The 14,291-nt window shown below is 70.5% G+C and carries 22 protein-coding genes and 1 riboswitch; of the genes, 3 read left to right on the forward strand and 19 right to left on the reverse strand.

Annotation, left to right across the window (positions count from 1 at the left end; translation table 11 throughout):
• Positions 1–64 precede the first annotated feature (64 nt).
• Positions 65–169: riboswitch (ZMP/ZTP riboswitch) on the reverse strand.
• Positions 170–203: 34 nt separating this feature from the next.
• Positions 204–1,082 carry a formyltetrahydrofolate deformylase gene (purU, locus tag BRM1_RS06475; protein ID WP_268529513.1) on the forward strand — a complete coding sequence of 293 codons (879 nt, stop codon included), beginning with the start codon at positions 204–206 and terminating at the stop codon, positions 1,080–1,082.
• 96 nt (positions 1,083–1,178) lie between these two features.
• Here purU and rplQ read toward each other — a convergent pair whose 3' ends face one another.
• From rplQ to infA, 6 genes are all read right to left on the reverse strand, one after another.
• Positions 1,179–1,739, reverse strand: a complete 561-nt coding sequence (rplQ, locus tag BRM1_RS06480) for a 50S ribosomal protein L17 (RefSeq protein WP_268529516.1) — start codon at positions 1,737–1,739, stop codon at positions 1,179–1,181.
• A 21-nt stretch (positions 1,740–1,760) separates the two neighbouring features.
• The gene (locus BRM1_RS06485; RefSeq protein ID WP_268529519.1) at positions 1,761–2,765 is read right to left on the reverse strand and encodes a DNA-directed RNA polymerase subunit alpha; all 1,005 of its coding nucleotides are present in this window, start codon (positions 2,763–2,765) and stop codon (positions 1,761–1,763) included.
• A gap of 100 nt (positions 2,766–2,865) precedes the next feature.
• Positions 2,866–3,270 (reverse strand): 30S ribosomal protein S11, encoded by a 405-nt coding sequence (rpsK, locus tag BRM1_RS06490; RefSeq protein WP_160951896.1) that lies wholly within the window; start codon positions 3,268–3,270, stop codon positions 2,866–2,868.
• Between the two features lie 32 nt (positions 3,271–3,302).
• A complete protein-coding gene (gene rpsM / locus BRM1_RS06495; protein WP_160951897.1) occupies positions 3,303–3,671 on the reverse strand; it encodes a 30S ribosomal protein S13 in 369 nt (122 codons plus the stop codon).
• 185 nt (positions 3,672–3,856) lie between these two features.
• Complete coding sequence (gene rpmJ / locus BRM1_RS06500) at positions 3,857–3,970, reverse strand: 50S ribosomal protein L36 (protein WP_160951898.1); 114 nt, start codon at positions 3,968–3,970, stop codon at positions 3,857–3,859.
• Between the two features lie 83 nt (positions 3,971–4,053).
• A complete protein-coding gene (gene infA, locus BRM1_RS06505) occupies positions 4,054–4,275 on the reverse strand; it encodes a translation initiation factor IF-1 (protein ID WP_268529732.1) in 222 nt (73 codons plus the stop codon).
• 298 nt (positions 4,276–4,573) lie between these two features.
• On the opposite strand from infA, the gene BRM1_RS06510 reads away from it, so the two are divergent.
• On the forward strand, positions 4,574–5,638 hold the full coding sequence (locus tag BRM1_RS06510) for a C2 family cysteine protease (RefSeq protein WP_268529522.1): 1,065 nt from the start codon (positions 4,574–4,576) through the stop codon (positions 5,636–5,638).
• A gap of 159 nt (positions 5,639–5,797) precedes the next feature.
• Here the strand turns inward: BRM1_RS06510 and BRM1_RS06515 are convergent, their stop codons facing one another.
• A complete protein-coding gene (locus BRM1_RS06515) occupies positions 5,798–6,193 on the reverse strand; it encodes a hypothetical protein (protein ID WP_160951900.1) in 396 nt (131 codons plus the stop codon).
• A gap of 196 nt (positions 6,194–6,389) precedes the next feature.
• Positions 6,390–7,238, reverse strand: coding sequence for a hypothetical protein (locus BRM1_RS06520; RefSeq protein ID WP_268529525.1), 849 nt, complete (start codon positions 7,236–7,238; stop codon positions 6,390–6,392).
• A 104-nt stretch (positions 7,239–7,342) separates the two neighbouring features.
• Here BRM1_RS06520 and BRM1_RS06525 point away from each other — a divergent pair, with 104 nt between their 5' ends.
• Positions 7,343–7,600: a hypothetical protein gene (locus tag BRM1_RS06525; protein ID WP_160951902.1), complete on the forward strand. Its 258-nt coding sequence runs from the start codon at positions 7,343–7,345 to the stop codon at positions 7,598–7,600.
• Positions 7,601–7,640: 40 nt separating this feature from the next.
• Here BRM1_RS06525 and map read toward each other — a convergent pair whose 3' ends face one another.
• The 11 genes from map to rplX form a co-directional block, all read right to left on the reverse strand.
• Positions 7,641–8,468 (reverse strand): type I methionyl aminopeptidase, encoded by an 828-nt coding sequence (map, locus tag BRM1_RS06530; protein ID WP_268529527.1) that lies wholly within the window; start codon positions 8,466–8,468, stop codon positions 7,641–7,643.
• Complete coding sequence (locus tag BRM1_RS06535) at positions 8,468–9,037, reverse strand: adenylate kinase (protein WP_160951903.1); 570 nt, start codon at positions 9,035–9,037, stop codon at positions 8,468–8,470. The genes map and BRM1_RS06535 overlap by 1 nt, the downstream gene beginning before the upstream one ends.
• A gap of 35 nt (positions 9,038–9,072) precedes the next feature.
• Positions 9,073–10,374, reverse strand: a complete 1,302-nt coding sequence (secY, locus tag BRM1_RS06540; RefSeq protein WP_160951904.1) for a preprotein translocase subunit SecY — start codon at positions 10,372–10,374, stop codon at positions 9,073–9,075.
• Positions 10,375–10,625: 251 nt separating this feature from the next.
• Entirely contained in the window at positions 10,626–11,078 is a 453-nt protein-coding gene (gene rplO, locus BRM1_RS06545; protein ID WP_160951905.1) for a 50S ribosomal protein L15, read from the reverse strand.
• A gap of 1 nt (position 11,079) precedes the next feature.
• Positions 11,080–11,262, reverse strand: coding sequence for a 50S ribosomal protein L30 (rpmD, locus tag BRM1_RS06550; RefSeq protein WP_160951906.1), 183 nt, complete (start codon positions 11,260–11,262; stop codon positions 11,080–11,082).
• A complete protein-coding gene (gene rpsE, locus BRM1_RS06555) occupies positions 11,262–11,960 on the reverse strand; it encodes a 30S ribosomal protein S5 (RefSeq protein ID WP_268529532.1) in 699 nt (232 codons plus the stop codon). Before rpsE ends, rpmD begins: the two co-directional genes overlap by 1 nt.
• Positions 11,957–12,337, reverse strand: coding sequence for a 50S ribosomal protein L18 (rplR, locus tag BRM1_RS06560; RefSeq protein ID WP_160951963.1), 381 nt, complete (start codon positions 12,335–12,337; stop codon positions 11,957–11,959). Before rplR ends, rpsE begins: the two co-directional genes overlap by 4 nt.
• 2 nt (positions 12,338–12,339) lie before the next feature.
• The gene (gene rplF, locus BRM1_RS06565; protein ID WP_160951908.1) at positions 12,340–12,876 is read right to left on the reverse strand and encodes a 50S ribosomal protein L6; all 537 of its coding nucleotides are present in this window, start codon (positions 12,874–12,876) and stop codon (positions 12,340–12,342) included.
• Between the two features lie 15 nt (positions 12,877–12,891).
• Entirely contained in the window at positions 12,892–13,290 is a 399-nt protein-coding gene (gene rpsH, locus BRM1_RS06570) for a 30S ribosomal protein S8 (RefSeq protein WP_160951909.1), read from the reverse strand.
• Between the two features lie 58 nt (positions 13,291–13,348).
• Positions 13,349–13,921 carry a 50S ribosomal protein L5 gene (gene rplE, locus BRM1_RS06575; protein ID WP_160951910.1) on the reverse strand — a complete coding sequence of 191 codons (573 nt, stop codon included), beginning with the start codon at positions 13,919–13,921 and terminating at the stop codon, positions 13,349–13,351.
• Positions 13,921–14,289: a 50S ribosomal protein L24 gene (gene rplX, locus BRM1_RS06580; RefSeq protein WP_160951911.1), complete on the reverse strand. Its 369-nt coding sequence runs from the start codon at positions 14,287–14,289 to the stop codon at positions 13,921–13,923. The genes rplE and rplX overlap by 1 nt, the downstream gene beginning before the upstream one ends.
• Between the last annotated feature and the right edge of the window lie 2 nt (positions 14,290–14,291).

Below are 14,291 nucleotides of genomic sequence, written 5' to 3' on the forward strand. Positions count from 1 at the left end.
TGCGGGCTAGTCGGCAAAACGGCTCCTTGCGGTCTGCAGCACGGCAGCGCTGCGGTGTTCAACTCTGCTCGGCCCAGGCGAACGGCCTCCGGTGGCGGGGCAGCGCTGCCGCGCCCCGCGGTCGCTCCCCGTGGTGGGCTCCACTGTCTCGCCAGTCACGACCTGGGCTCAGACTACCAGCCGGCGATCCCTAGGATGAGGGCATGACCAGCGCCAGCACCCCGGCCGATCCGGCCGCCGCCCCCGAATGGATCCTCTCTCTCTCCTGCCCCGATCAGGGCGGCATCGTCTACGCCGTCACCGGTGCGCTCGTCGCCCTCGACGCGACGATCACCGAGTCCCAGCAGTTCGGCTCACCGGACACCCGCCGCTTCTTCCTGCGCCTGCAGTTCCGCACCCATGCCGGCGAGGAGGAGATCCGCGCGGCGCTGGAGCCCAGCGCGCAGCGCCTGGACATGCAGTTCGAGCTGGCGCCCGCCGCGCGCCGCATGCGCACCCTCATCATGGTCTCGAAGACCGCGCACTGCCTCAACACGCTGCTGTTCCGCCGGGACGCCGGCATGCTCCCCATCGACGTCGTCGGCGTCATCGGCAACCACCCGGACCTCGAGCCCATGGCGCAGTTCTACGGCGTCCCGTTCTTCCACGTGCCGGCGCGCCCGGACGACAAGGCCGGGGCCGAGGCGCGCATGCTCGAACTCGTCGACGAGCTCAACGCCGAGCTCGTGGTGCTCGCGCGCTACATGCAGATCCTCTCCCCCGCGCTCACCGAGGCCATGGGCGGGCGGATCATCAACATCCACCACGCGTTCCTGCCCAGCTTCAAGGGCGCGAAGCCCTATCAGCGCGCCCACGAGCGCGGCGTCAAGCTCATCGGCGCGACCGCCCACTACGTCACCGCGGACCTCGACGAGGGCCCCATCATCGAGCAGGACGTCACCCGCGTGACCCACGCGCAGTCCAATGCCGAGTTCGTCCAGCAGGGCCAGGAGGTCGAGGCATCGGTCCTCGCCCGCGCGGTGCGTTGGCACGCCGAGCGCCGCGTCATCCTCGACGGCAAGCGCACGGTCGTCTTCAGCTAGGCCGCAGCCCCACCCGCAGCGCAGCAGGCCCCGCCGCACTCGAGGTGCGGCGGGGCCTGCTGTGGGCGTGCGCGGCGCGGTGCGCCGGGCTGCGGATCACTCCTTCGAGTCGTCCGCGGCCTCCTGCGCCTCGTCCTCGTGGGGGCCGTCGGCGACGTCGGGCTCGGCGGGGGGCGCCTGCTCCTGCGTCTCCTGCGGCGCCTCGGTCTGAGCCGGCTCGGCCGGCTCGTCCTGGGCCGGGGTCGAGTTGGCCTGGGCAACCGCCTCGGCCTCCTTGACCGTCGCCTGCTTGGGCGAGTAGGCCTCGAGCACGAGCTCGATCACGGCCATCGGGGCGTTGTCGCCCTTGCGGGGGCCGATCTTCGTGATGCGGGTGTAGCCGCCCGGGCGCTCGGCGACGGCCGGAGCGATCGAGGTGAACAGCTCGTGGACGATCCCCTTGTCGGAGATGCGGCCCAGCACGCGGCGGCGAGCGGCGAGGTCGCCGCGCTTCGCGAACGTGATGAGGCGCTCCGCGACCGGGCGCAGGCGCTTGGCCTTCGTCGCGGTCGTCGTGATCGACTTGTTCTCGAACAGCTGTGCGGCAAGGTTGTTGAGCATGAGCCGCTCATGCGCCGGGGAGCCGCCGAGGCGGGGTCCCTTCGTAGGCGTAGGCATGGGTTTGTCTCCTTGGAATTCTTAGAACTGTTCGTCCTCGACGAAGGACTCGTCGTCGCCGTCGGCGGGGATCGACTCGCCGAAGCCGGCCGGGCTGTCCTTGAGGCTCAGGCCCAGCTCGCTGAGCTTCTGCTTGACCTCGTCGATCGACTTGGAGCCGAAGTTGCGGATGTCCATGAGGTCGGCCTCGCTGCGGCCCACGAGTTCGGCCACGGTGTGGATCCCCTCGCGCTTGAGGCAGTTGTACGACCGCACGGTGAGGTCGAGGTCCTCGATCGCCAGGGCGAGGTCCGCGGCCATCGCCGCATCGACCGGCGAGGGCCCGATGTCGATGCCCTCGGCCTCGACGTTGAGCTCGCGGGCCAGCCCGAAGAGCTCGACGAGGGTCTTGCCGGCCGAGGCCACCGCGTCGCGGGGGCTGATGGACGGCTTGGCCTCGACGTCGACGACCAGGCGGTCGAAGTCGGTGCGCTGCTCGACGCGGGTCGCCTCGACCTTGTAGGTCACCTTGAGCACCGGCGAGTAGATCGAGTCGACCGGGATCCGGCCGATCTCCGCGTCGATGTTCTTGTTCTGGGCGGCGGACACGTACCCGCGGCCGCGCTCGATCGTCAGCTCCATGTCCAGGCGCGCGTTCTCGTCGAGCGTGGCGATGAAGAGCTCCGGGTTGTGGATCTCGACGCCGCCGGGCGCGGAGATGTCCGCGGCCGTGACCTCGCCCGGTCCCTGCTTGCGCAGGTAGGCGACGACCGGCTCATCGAACTCCGAGGAGACGACGAGCGACTTGAGGTTGAGGATGAACTCGGTGACGTCTTCCTTCACACCGGGCACGGTGGTGAACTCATGGAGGACACCGTCGACCCGGATGCTCGTCACGGCCGCGCCGGGAATCGAGGACAGCAGGGTCCGGCGCAGCGAGTTGCCGAGGGTGTAGCCGAAGCCGGGCTCGAGCGGCTCGATGACGAACCGCGACCGATGGGCGTCGACGACCTCTTCCGTAAGCGTGGGGCGCTGTGCAATCAGCACGTGGGCTTCCTTTCAGCGAGCATCCGCTATCTGACGCTCGCACTGCACTTCACGAGGCGGGGCCTGCGTGACGCTGGCGGGTGGGTTGGGACGAGGCTGATCAGCCGCGACGGCGCTTGGGGGGACGGCAGCCATTGTGGGGCGTCGGGGTGACGTCCTGGATGGTGCCGAGCTCCAGGCCGGTGGCCTGCAGCGAGCGGATCGCGGTCTCGCGGCCCGAACCCGGGCCCTTGACGAAGACGTCGACCTTCTTGAGGCCGTGCTCCTGGGCGCGGCGCGCGGCCGACTCGGCGGCCATCTGCGCGGCGTAGGGCGTGGACTTGCGCGAGCCCTTGAAGCCAACCTCGCCGGACGAGGCCCAGGAGATGACGGCGCCCGTGGGGTCCGTGATGGAGACGATCGTGTTGTTGAACGTCGACTTGATGTGCGCCTGACCGTTGACGATGTTCTTCTTGTCCCTGCGGCGGGGCTTGCGCGCGGCTGCTGCGCGTGACTTGGGAGGCATAGTGTGAAAACTCCTGATCGAAAGCTGAGGGCTTACTTCTTCTTACCGGCGACCGTGCGCTTGGGGCCCTTGCGGGTGCGCGCATTGGTCTTCGTGCGCTGGCCGCGCACGGGCAGCCCGCGGCGGTGGCGGAGGCCCTCGTAGCTGCCGATCTCCACCTTGCGGCGGATGTCGGCGGTGACCTCGCGGCGGAGATCGCCTTCGACCTTGAACGTGCCCTCGATGTAGTCGCGCAGGCGGACGAGCTCGTCGTCGCTCAGGTCCTTCACGCGGGTATCGGGGCTCACGCCCGTGTCGGTCAGGGTCTGGCTCGCGCGAGTGCGGCCCACACCGTAGATGTATGTCAGGGCGACTTCCACGCGCTTTTCGCGCGGGAGGTCGACTCCGGCAAGACGTGCCATGTGTCTACTCCAATTGTCGATACGGAGGTGCTTGCTCAGGCCCGTCCCGCCTCATCGTGAGGCGGGTCCCCGGCCTCCGACCGGGGGTGTCGTCCCGTCCCCTGGACGGGGGGCGGGGCCTGCTTGGGTGTGGGTTCGCGCGCCCCTGCGGGGTGCCGAACTCCGGATCTGCCGGAAGTGGCCGATCAGCCCTGACGCTGCTTGTGGCGCGGGTTGTCGCAGATCACCATGACGCGGCTGTTGCGGCGGATGACCTTGCACTTCTCGCAGATCGGCTTGACGCTGGGCTTAACCTTCATCGCTCTTCCTTCTCCTCACAGCGAAGCCCCCTGCAGGGCTGAGCCTGCGGGGCCGCGCGGCGAGAGGTGCCGAAATGCCGAACTTACTTGTACCGGTAGACGATGCGCCCTCGAGTGAGGTCGTACGGGGAGAGCTCCACGACGACGCGGTCCTCGGGGAGGATGCGGATGTAGTGCTGGCGCATCTTTCCGGAGATGTGCGCGAGCACCTTGTGGCCGTTGGTCAGCTCCACCCGGAACATTGCGTTCGGGAGGGCCTCGACAACGCTGCCTTCGACCTCAATGACCCCTTCTTTTTTGGCCATATCCTTCGTCAACCTCAGTTTCCCGCAGCCCGTCGACTGCGCATCGAATGTGCCTGCCCCCTGATGCGGGGGCCGGTACCGGCGGCCCGAAGCGCCGCGGTTCCCACACTCTCCGCGCCCGATGCGATAGGCTCGCTCGTGCCACGGTGGGTGCAGTCTCCCCGACGATCACAGACCAATCGTCTACATTACACAGAATCGGGCCGCGATGCCAGTCCGCCGCTCTCCCCTGCGATCGCCCGACGGGCCCTGCCCGCCCCGCGGGTCACGCCTGCCCCGCGGACACGCGCACGGCACCGTGGCCGAGGGCCGAGGCGCGCACTCCGCGGCGGCCCTCGCAGCGCGCCTGCGCGCCTGCCTGGCAGACCCGGGCGCCTGCCGCGCCGATCTCGCAGCGCTGAGCGCCGAGCTGCTGCCCGCCCCGACGACGCCCGCGCAGCGCCTGCGCGCCGCCCTCGGCGTGCGCACCGCGCCCCGCCTCCTCGGCCCCCTGCTCGCCGAGCTCGGACCCGATGCGCTGGGCGCCCTGCTCCCCCGCCTGCCGGCCTTCGAGCCCGCGGCGCGGGGCGGCAGCTGCGCGGAGCCGGCCGGCCGCGCGGTCGATCCCGCCGACCGGTCGCCGAGGGGCGTGGTTCCGGACCTGCGCCAGGGCCGGCTGGGCGACTGCTGGCTCGTCGCCGTCCTCATCGCCTGCGAGGCTGCGCGCCCGGGCTTTGCGCGCTCCCAGCTCACCCCGCTCGGACCCACCGCGGCCGCCGGCGCCGACGGCCCGCCTGCCGGGGCGCACCCGGCGATCGGCTTCTGGGCCGTGGACCTGTGGGCGCCGGCGCGCCGGCGCATCGTGGTCTCCGACCGCCTGCCCGTCGCCCACCGCTGTGGCGACGGGGGCCTGGCTCCCACCGCCGCGAGCATCGTGGAGAAGGCGGTCGCGGTGGCGCTGGGCGGTTCGTATCGGCGCCTGGAATCCAATCTTGCCGACGTCGCGCTCTGGCTGCTCACGGGCCGCGCGGCACCGGCACGGCCCGTGCCGCGACGCCTGGACGGCCTGGACCGCGCGCTGCGCGCGGGCCGCCCGGTCGTCGCCTCGACTCTCGTGCGGCCGCGCGGCTCGTTCCGCCTGCCGCGCGAGGATGGGCGCACCGCAGTGCCGATCATGGACGGACACGTCTATGCGGTGCTCGGCGTCGCGCGCACGGACGAGGACGGCCGCCCGGATCCCCGGCAGCCCCCGCGGGCGCGGCTGCGCAACCCGCTGGGCGGCAGCGGGCCGGCCGCCGGCGCGGACCTCTGGCTCTCGGCCCGCCAGCTGCGCCGCGCGTTCCTCAGCGTGAATGTCGGGCCGGTGCTGGCGGCGCGCCCGTGAGCGCCGGGGCCCGTGCGGCCCAGGGAGAAGGCAGTCGGGACGGGTCCGCTCTTCCGGCTCGGCTCGCGGCCGCCTGCGCGATCCGAATCGGGCAGCGCTCGCGACGCGGGTCCGACAAGGCGGCCCGATGAGGCGGGCCGGGATTGGATTGCGAGCGCGTTACCGGTGGCTGCCCCTGGCCGGTCGATCGCCGCGCGCCCGGCGCTTCGCGCGCGAGGTCGCGAAGAGGAGTGCCACCCATACGGCGAGCGAGGCGAAGAGGAGCAGCGCGGCGCCGGTGTCGTGGAAGAGCCGGCTCATGTCGTCCTGCAGCCACCGGCTCGGGTTGTTCTCACCCGTGGTCTCGCAGTAGATCCTCTGCGTGCGCTCGTCGTAGGCGACGTCGATCCCGCTGGCCCCACCGGGGCAGTAGGATTCCGGGTCTCCGACGGCGCCGTGGAGCCTGCTCGCAGCGAAAGCGCGCGGTGTCAGCCAGAGACCCAGCGACAGCAGCAGCATCGCGCTCGCTGCCCATGCGCCGATGCGCATGGCCCTGCGCCCGCGGTGGTCAGGCACGGGCTGCGGCCAGGATGTCAGCGCTCACGGTGGGCATGAGCCGAATGTATCTCGCCGGCCCAGGTCCGTCGATGGGCGATCGGCGATGGCGGGGGGCGGGGGCACTGGTCGACCATGGGAGACGGTGCCCCAGCCCCCCCCCGCCTCGCGAGCGGCCGAGGCACGCGGTCGTGATCGAGGTTTTCGACCGCCATGGCTAGCAGCCGGCCCACTCGATGTGCTCGGCACCGGGCAGGTCCGCGACGAGCGTCCGCAGGCGATCGGCGATGTGCGCGGCGTGCAGGGCGCGCAAGCCGCACATGAGGGCACCGGCGTCCGCGGCCAGATCGACCCCGGGCGTGAGCTCGGCGGGCAGGGCCGGGGTGTCGAGGACGAGCGCGGCCGCCCGGAAGAAGTGCTCGCCGAAGCTGCGCAGCGCCGCGTCGGAGGGCGCCGGACCCGCCGCCAGCGCGTCGCCCAGGGCGGGGGTGCGCGCGGCGGCGGCCCTGAGGCCCGCCCGCAGGCCGACCGGGTCGAAGGCGCGGGCGATGAGCTCGCGCGCGTGCTCGTGGCTGCGGGGCACGAGCGCGCTGGTGTCGGCCCATGCCGCCGCGGGCAGTGCCGCGAGCTCGGGGACGAGCGCGGCGGGCGCCTCGGCGGCGGCGGAGACGAACGCCCCCGGGCGCAGCCGGCCGAAGCCGTGGCGCCGGGCCAGGTAGTCGAGGCGGTCGCGGGCGGCCCGGTCGGACTCGGGCACGGCGGTGAGCAGCAGCGTCAGGCGCCCGGCGTAGACCGCACGGTCGCCCGCGCCGGACAGCGCATCGAAGGAGACCAGCAGGCGCGCGCCCAGGAAGAAGACGGCCCGGCCGCCGCGCGGCGCGCGGACGAGCAGGCCCCGGTGCACGAGCCGGTTGAGCTGGGTGTGCACGTTGGTCTCGGAGTATCCGCGCGCGGCGAGGACCGCAATGAACGCCGAGGTGGGCAGGGCATGCGCCCGCAGGCTGCCGAAGACGGAGACGATGTCGAAGGCAGGACGGGTGAGGCGGTAGCGCTGAGATGGTGACACAGTTTCACCGCGGTTCGTGAGGAAATGGTGATCCGGTTCACCCGATCCTACTGTGAGGGCCATGCGGCGCCCGCCGCAGCGCCCGTGACCCGGAAGGACTCCCCATGACCACTGACCCGCAGCACCCGGGTGGCCGTCCCCCCGCACCCCGTCCCGCCGCCTTGGCGGCAGCGGCGCAGTCGGCGCTGCTGGGCGCCTCGTTCGCGCTGGTGCTGTCGTTCGGGCTCTTCATGCTCATGGGATTCGGCATCGACGCCACCCTCGTGTGGATGCTCGCGCTGGGCCTGCTGGCCTTCGGCGCCACCTTCGCCCCGACGCTGCTGATTGCCCGTTCGCGCGAACGTCGGGCCCCCGGGGCCTGAGGCCCACGGCCGCCAGCCGGCCCGAGCGGGAGCGCGGCTCTCAGTCGAGCGGAACCGGGGCGATCCCGTAGGGCGCGAGCCCCGCGGCGCCGCCGTCGTCCTCGGTGAGCACCCAGATCCCGTCCGCGTGGCGGGCCACGGAGTTCTCCCAGTGCGCGGCCCGCGAGCCGTCGTCGGTCATGACGGTCCACTCATCGGCGAGGGTGTGGCTCGCGATGCCGCCGGAGGTGAGCATCGGCTCGATGGCGAGCACCATGCCGGGCCGGACCTTCGGTCCCAGGTTCCTCGCCCGGTAGTTGAGGACCTCGGGCTCCATGTGCATCTGCGTGCCGATGCCGTGCCCGGTGTACTCCTCGACGAGGCCGAATTCCGGGGCCTCGCGCGCGGCGAAGTCGTCGATGGCCGCGCCGATGTCCCCCACCCGCTTGGCGGAGGCGAATGCGGCGATGCCGGCCCACATCGCACCCTCGGTGGCCCTGCTCAGGGCCAGGTCCACGGGATCGGCGGCCGCATCGCCGCCCACGATGACCGTGATCGCGGCGTCCCCGTGCCAGCCCTCGACGATCGCGCCGCCGTCGATCGACACGACGTCGCCGGGCTCGAGGTTGCGCGGCCCGGGGATGCCGTGGACGATGACGTCGTTGACGGACACGCACAGCGTCGCGGGATAGCCCATGTAGCCCAGGAAGTTCGAGGCGGCGCCCGCCCCGGCGATCGCGGCGGCCCCGGCGGAGTCCACATCGTCGGTGGTGGCGCCGGGCACGCAGACCGCGCGCGCGGCCTCGAGCGCGGCGCGGGTGACGAGCCCGGCGCGGCGCATGGTGCGGATCTGGTCCGGGCTCTTGAGCTCGACGCGCGGGGAGAACATCAGCGGCCGAGGGCGGCCAGGATCCGCGCGGTGATCTCCTCGACCTCGCCCAGGCCGTCGACGCGGCGCAGCAGCCCGCGGTCGGCGTAGATGTCCGTCAGCGGCTGCGTCTGCTCCGCGTAGACGTCCAGGCGGTGGCGGATGACGTCTTCCGTGTCGTCCGAGCGGCCCTGCAGCTGCGAGCGGGTGAGCAGGCGGGCGACCACCTCATCGGTGTCGGCGGTGAGCTCGACGACGTGGTCGAGGCCGTGCCCCTGCGCCGAGAGCATGCGGTCGAGTTCCTCGACCTGGGCCGCGGTGCGCGGGTAGCCGTCCAGCAGGAAGCCGTCCGCGGCATCGTCCTGGGCCAGGCGGTCCGCGATCATCTTGTTCGTGACCTCGTCGGGCACGTACTCGCCGGCGTCCATGTAGCGCTTGGCGGTGGTGCCCAGCTCCGTCTCGCCCTTGACGTTGGCGCGGAAGATGTCGCCGGTGGAGATCGCGGGGATGCCCAGCTCCTCGCTCAGGCGCTCGGCCTGCGTGCCCTTGCCGGCCCCGGGAGGGCCGATGAGGATGATGCGCTCGCTCATGGGAATCCTTTCGTAGACGGCCGCGGCCGGTGTGCTCAGCGCAGCAGGCCCTCGTAGTGGCGCTGCTGGAGCTGCGAGTCGATCTGCTTGACGGTCTCGAGGCCCACGCCCACCACGATGAGCAGCGAGGTGCCGCCGAACGGGAAGTTCTGGCTGGCGCCGACGAGCACGAGCGCGACGAGCGGGATCATGGCGACGAACGCCAGGTAGATCGAACCGGGGAACGTGATGCGCGTGAGCACGAAGCTCAGGTAGCGCTCGGTCGGCCGGCCGGCGCGGATGCCCGGGATGAAGCCGCCGTACTTCTTCATGTTGTCCGCGACCTCCTCCGGGTTGAAGGTGATCGCCACGTAGAAGTAGGCGAAGAAGATCGTGAGCACCGCGTAGGCGATCATGTAGATCGGGTGGTCGCCGCGGGTCAGGTAGGTCTGGATCCACTGCGTCCAGCCCGCGTCCTTGGGTCCGAACTGCGCGATGAGCGAGGGCAGGTAGAGCACCGAGGATGCGAAGATCACGGGGATGACGCCGGCCTGGTTGACCTTGATCGGGATGTACGTCGAGGTGCCGCCGAACATCCGCCGGCCCACCATGCGCTTGGCGTACTGGACGGGGATGCGGCGCTGGGACTGCTCGACGAAGACGACGAGGGCGACGATCGCGAGGCCCACGAGCACGACGATCGCGAAGGTGTCCGGGCCCTTCGTCTTGAGGATCGCGCCGAATGCCGAGGGGAAGCCCGCGGCCACCGAGGTGAAGATGAGCAGCGACATGCCGTTGCCGATTCCCCGCTCGGTGATCTGCTCGCCCAGCCACATGATGAGGCCGGTGCCCGCGGTCAGCGTCACGATGATGATCGCGATGCCCCACCACTCGTCGTTGACGATGAGGTTCGTGCACGACTCGTTGTTGCCGAACAGCGCGCCGGAGCGGACCGTCGAGACGAGGGTCGTCGCGTTGAGGATCGCGAGCCCGATCGTCATGTAGCGGGTGTACTGCGTGAGCTTCGCCTGGCCGGAGGCGCCCTCCTTGTGGAGGGCCTCGAAGCGCGGGATGACCACGCGCAGCAGCTGGGTGATGATGCTCGCGGTGATGTAGGGCATGATGCCCAGCGCGAAGATCGACAGCTGGAGCAGGGCCCCGCCGCTGAACAGGTTGATGAGCCCGAACGCGCCCTGGGTGAGCTCCGGCGAGGCCACGCACTCCTGCACGCGCTTGAAGTCGATGCCGGGCGAGGGGATGTAGCAGCCCACGCGGTAGAGCACGATGATGCTGAGAGTGAAGAGGAGTTTCTTCCTCAGATCGGGCGTTCTGAAAGCCCGCCCAATAGCGCCGAGCAAGCGTCCTCCTCGGTAGATGATCAGTGCGATGCAGGTGGGTCCCGGGGCATGGCGCGGCCGGGTACCAGTGGAACCTTACCAGGGTGGGCGGGTCTGGCGGCAATCGCGCGGCCGCCCACCGGCCCGGTGCGGCCGATGCGGGGCCCGAGGCGCGTGAGCCCGCCCGCGCCGGTGCGCGGGGCTCCGCGCACGCACGGAGGGGAGGACGGCCGAGCGGCCGTCCTCCCCTCCGGAGTGCGAATGGCGTTCGATCACACGGTGGTGGTCGAACCGCCCGCCGCCGCGATCTTCTCCGCTGCGGAGCCGGAGAACCTGTTCGCGGTGACGTCGAGCTTCACGGTGATCTCACCGGTGCCGAGCACCTTGACGGGCTGGTTGGCCCGCACGGCGCCCTTGGCGACGAGCTCCTCGATGCCCACGGTGCCGCCCTCGGGGAACAGCGCGGAGAGCTTGTCGAGGTTGACGACCTGGAAGGTCACCTTGTTCGGGTTCTTGAACCCGCGCAGCTTGGGCAGCCGCATGTGCAGCGGCGTCTGCCCGCCCTCGAAGCCGTGGGGCACCTGGTAGCGGGCCTTCGTGCCCTTGGTGCCGCGGCCGGCGGTCTTGCCCTTCGAGCCCTCGCCGCGACCCACGCGGGTCTTGGGAGTGTTCGAGCCGGGGGCAGGGCGCAGGTGGTGGAGTTTGAGCGAGCGCTGATCTGCCATATCAGTCCACCTCTTCGATCTTCACGAGGTGGCTCACGACATTCACCATGCCGCGGATCTCCGGACGGTCCTCTTTCACGACGGAATCGCTGATCCGCTTGAGGCCGAGGGTCCGGAGCGTCTCGCGCTGGTTGCGCTTGCCACCGATTTCGGACTTGGTCTGGGTAATCTTCAGCTTGGCCATCAGGCGTTCGCCCCGCTTTCCTCTGCGCGCAGCATGGCCTGCGGTGCGACCTCGTCCACGGGCAGCCCGCGGCGGGCGGCGACGGCCTGCGGCGTCTCGAGGGCCTTGAGCGCGGCGATCGTGGCGTGCACGATGTTGATCGCGTTCGAGGAGCCCAGCGACTTCGACAGGATGTCGTGGATGCCCGCTGCGTCGAGGACGGCGCGCACGGGGCCGCCGGCGATGACGCCGGTGCCGGGTGCGGCCGGGCGCAGCAGGACGACGCCGGCCGCTTCCTCGCCCTGGACGGGGTGCGGGATGGTCTTCTGGATGCGGGGGACGCGGAAGAAGTTCTTCTTCGCCTCCTCCACGCCCTTGGCGATGGCCGCGGGAACTTCCTTGGCCTTGCCGTAGCCCATGCCCACCATGCCGTTGCCGTCGCCCACGACGACCAGTGCGGTGAAGGAGAACCGACGTCCGCCCTTGACCACCTTGGACACGCGGTTGATCGTCACGACGTGCTCGACGAACTGGTTCTTGTCGTCGCGGTCCTGGCGGTTGCCGCGGCGGTTGCCGCCGTCCCCGCGGCCACGGCCGCCGCGGCCACGGCCGCGATCGTCACCCTGACCCCGGGACTGGTTCTGGCCCTGCCCCTGGCCCTGGTTCTGGCCCTGGGCCTGGTCGGCGGTCTGCTGCTGGTCCTTGTTCTCTTCGCTCACAGGCTCAGCCCTCCTTCACGTGCGCCTTCGGCGATGGCCGCAACGCGGCCGTGGTAGGCATTGCCCCCGCGGTCGAAGACCACGGAGTCGATGCCGGCGGCCTTCGCGCGGTCGGCCACCAGGGAGCCCACCTTGCGGGCCTTGGCGGTCTTGTCGCCCGCGTCGGCGCGCAGTTCGGGCTCCATCGTCGACGCCGAGACCAGCGTGTGGCCCTTCGCATCGTCGATGACCTGCACGAACACGTGCCGCGAGGACCGGGTGACCGCGAGGCGGGGGCGCTCCGCGGTGCCGGAGATGTGCTTGCGCAGACGGGTGTGGCGACGGGCGCGCGCGGCGGCCTTGCCCTTGCCGTAGCTCTGCTTCTTTCCGAAGGCCATGGTCACTTACCAGCCTTTCCGACCTTGCGGCGAATGTTCTCGCCGGCGTAGCGAACGCCCTTGCCCTTGTACGGCTCGGGCTTGCGCAGCTTGCGGATCTTCGCCGCAACCTCGCCGACCTGCTGCTTCGAGATGCCGGAGACGGTCAGCCTGTTCTGACCCTCCACGGAGAACGTGATGCCCTCCGGCGGCTCAACGGTGATCGAGTGGCTGTAGCCCAGGGCGAACTCGAGGTTCGCGCCCTTGGCCTGCACACGGTAGCCCGTGCCCACGATCTCGAGGGACTTCTTGAAGCCCTCGGTGACGCCGATGATGGCGTTGTTGATGAGCGTCCGGCTCAGCCCGTGGAGCGAACGCGACTCGCGCTCGTCGTCGGGGCGGGTCACCGTGATGACGCCGTCGTCCAGGGTCGCCCGGATGGGCTCCGGGACCGTGACGGCGAACTCGCCCTTGGGCCCCTTGACGGACACGTGCTGCCCGTCGATCGCGACCTCCACGCCCGAGGGAACGGAGATCGGCTGCTTGCCAATGCGTGACATGTGCTCTCTCCTTCCTTACCAGACGTAGGCGAGGACTTCTCCGCCCACGCCCTTCTTGGCGGCCTGACGATCGGTGAGCAGGCCGGAGGACGTCGACAGGATCGCGATGCCCAGTCCGCCCAGGACCTTCGGCAGGTTCGTGCTCTTCGCGTAGACCCGCAGACCCGGCTTCGACACGCGCTTGAGGCCGGCGATCGACCGCTCGCGGTTCGGGCCGAACTTGAGGTCGAGCTCGAGGCTCTTGCCGACCTCCGCGTCCGCGACGCGGTAGTCGGCGATGTAGCCCTCGGCCTTGAGGATCTCGGCGATGTTCGTCTTCAGCTTGCTGTGGGGCATGCTGACTTCTTCGTGATACGCCGAATTGGCGTTGCGCAGACGCGTGAGCATGTCTGCGACGGGATCGGTCATAGTCATTGGGCTCGTGCCCTTCCTCGTTGAGGTTTCCCCGCGCGGGGGACCTGCAGCGTAGAGATCAGTTGGTCTTGAACGGGAAGCCGAGGTGGCGGAGCAGTGCCCGGCCGTCCTCGTCCGACTTGGCGGTCGTCACGACGGTGATGTCCATGCCGCGCACCCGGTCGATCGCGTCCTGGTCGATCTCGTGGAACATCGACTGCTCCGTGAGGCCGAACGTGTAGTTGCCGTTGCCGTCGAACTGGCGGTCCGACAGGCCACGGAAGTCGCGGATGCGGGGCAGCGCGAGCGACACGACGCGGTCGAGGAACTCCCACATGCGCGCGCCGCGCAGCGTGACGTGCGCGCCGATCGGCTGGCCCTCGCGCAGCTTGAACTGCGCGATCGACTTGCGTGCGCGGGTCACGACCGGCTTCTGGCCCGTGATGAGCGTGAGGTCGTTGATCGCGCCCTCGATGAGCTTCGAGTCGCGGGCGGCGTCCCCGACGCCCATGTTGACGACGACCTTGGTCAGCGTCGGCACCTGCATGGGGTTGGCGTAGCCGAACTCGTCCTGCAGCTTGGCCACGATCTCATCGCGGTAGACCTGCTTGAGGCGCGGTGCGGGACGGTTGGACACGGTGTTCTCGGTCATCAGATGTCCTCCCCGGTGCGGCGCGAGATGCGGATCCGCACGGTCTTCTGCCGACCGTCGCGCTCCACGACCTCTTCGCGGTAGCCCACGCGGGTGGGCTTCTTGTCCTTCGGATCCACGAGCATGACGTTCGAGACGTGGATGGGCGCCTCGACGACCTCGATGCCGCCGGCGGTGGCGCCGTTGGCGGTCTGGCCGGCCTTCTTGTGCTTGGTCACGCGGTTGATGCCCTCGACGAGCACGCGATTGCGCTCCGGGTAGACCTCGAGGACCTTGCCCTGCTTGCCGCGGTCGCCGCCGCGGGCCTGCCGGGCACCGGAGATCACCTGGACGAGGTCGCCCTTCTTGATCTTGAGCTTGTTCGCCATGT

Source organism: Brevibacterium sp. BRM-1, assembly GCF_026802075.1.
In the GTDB taxonomy this organism is placed as follows: domain Bacteria; phylum Actinomycetota; class Actinomycetes; order Actinomycetales; family Brevibacteriaceae; genus Brevibacterium; species Brevibacterium rongguiense.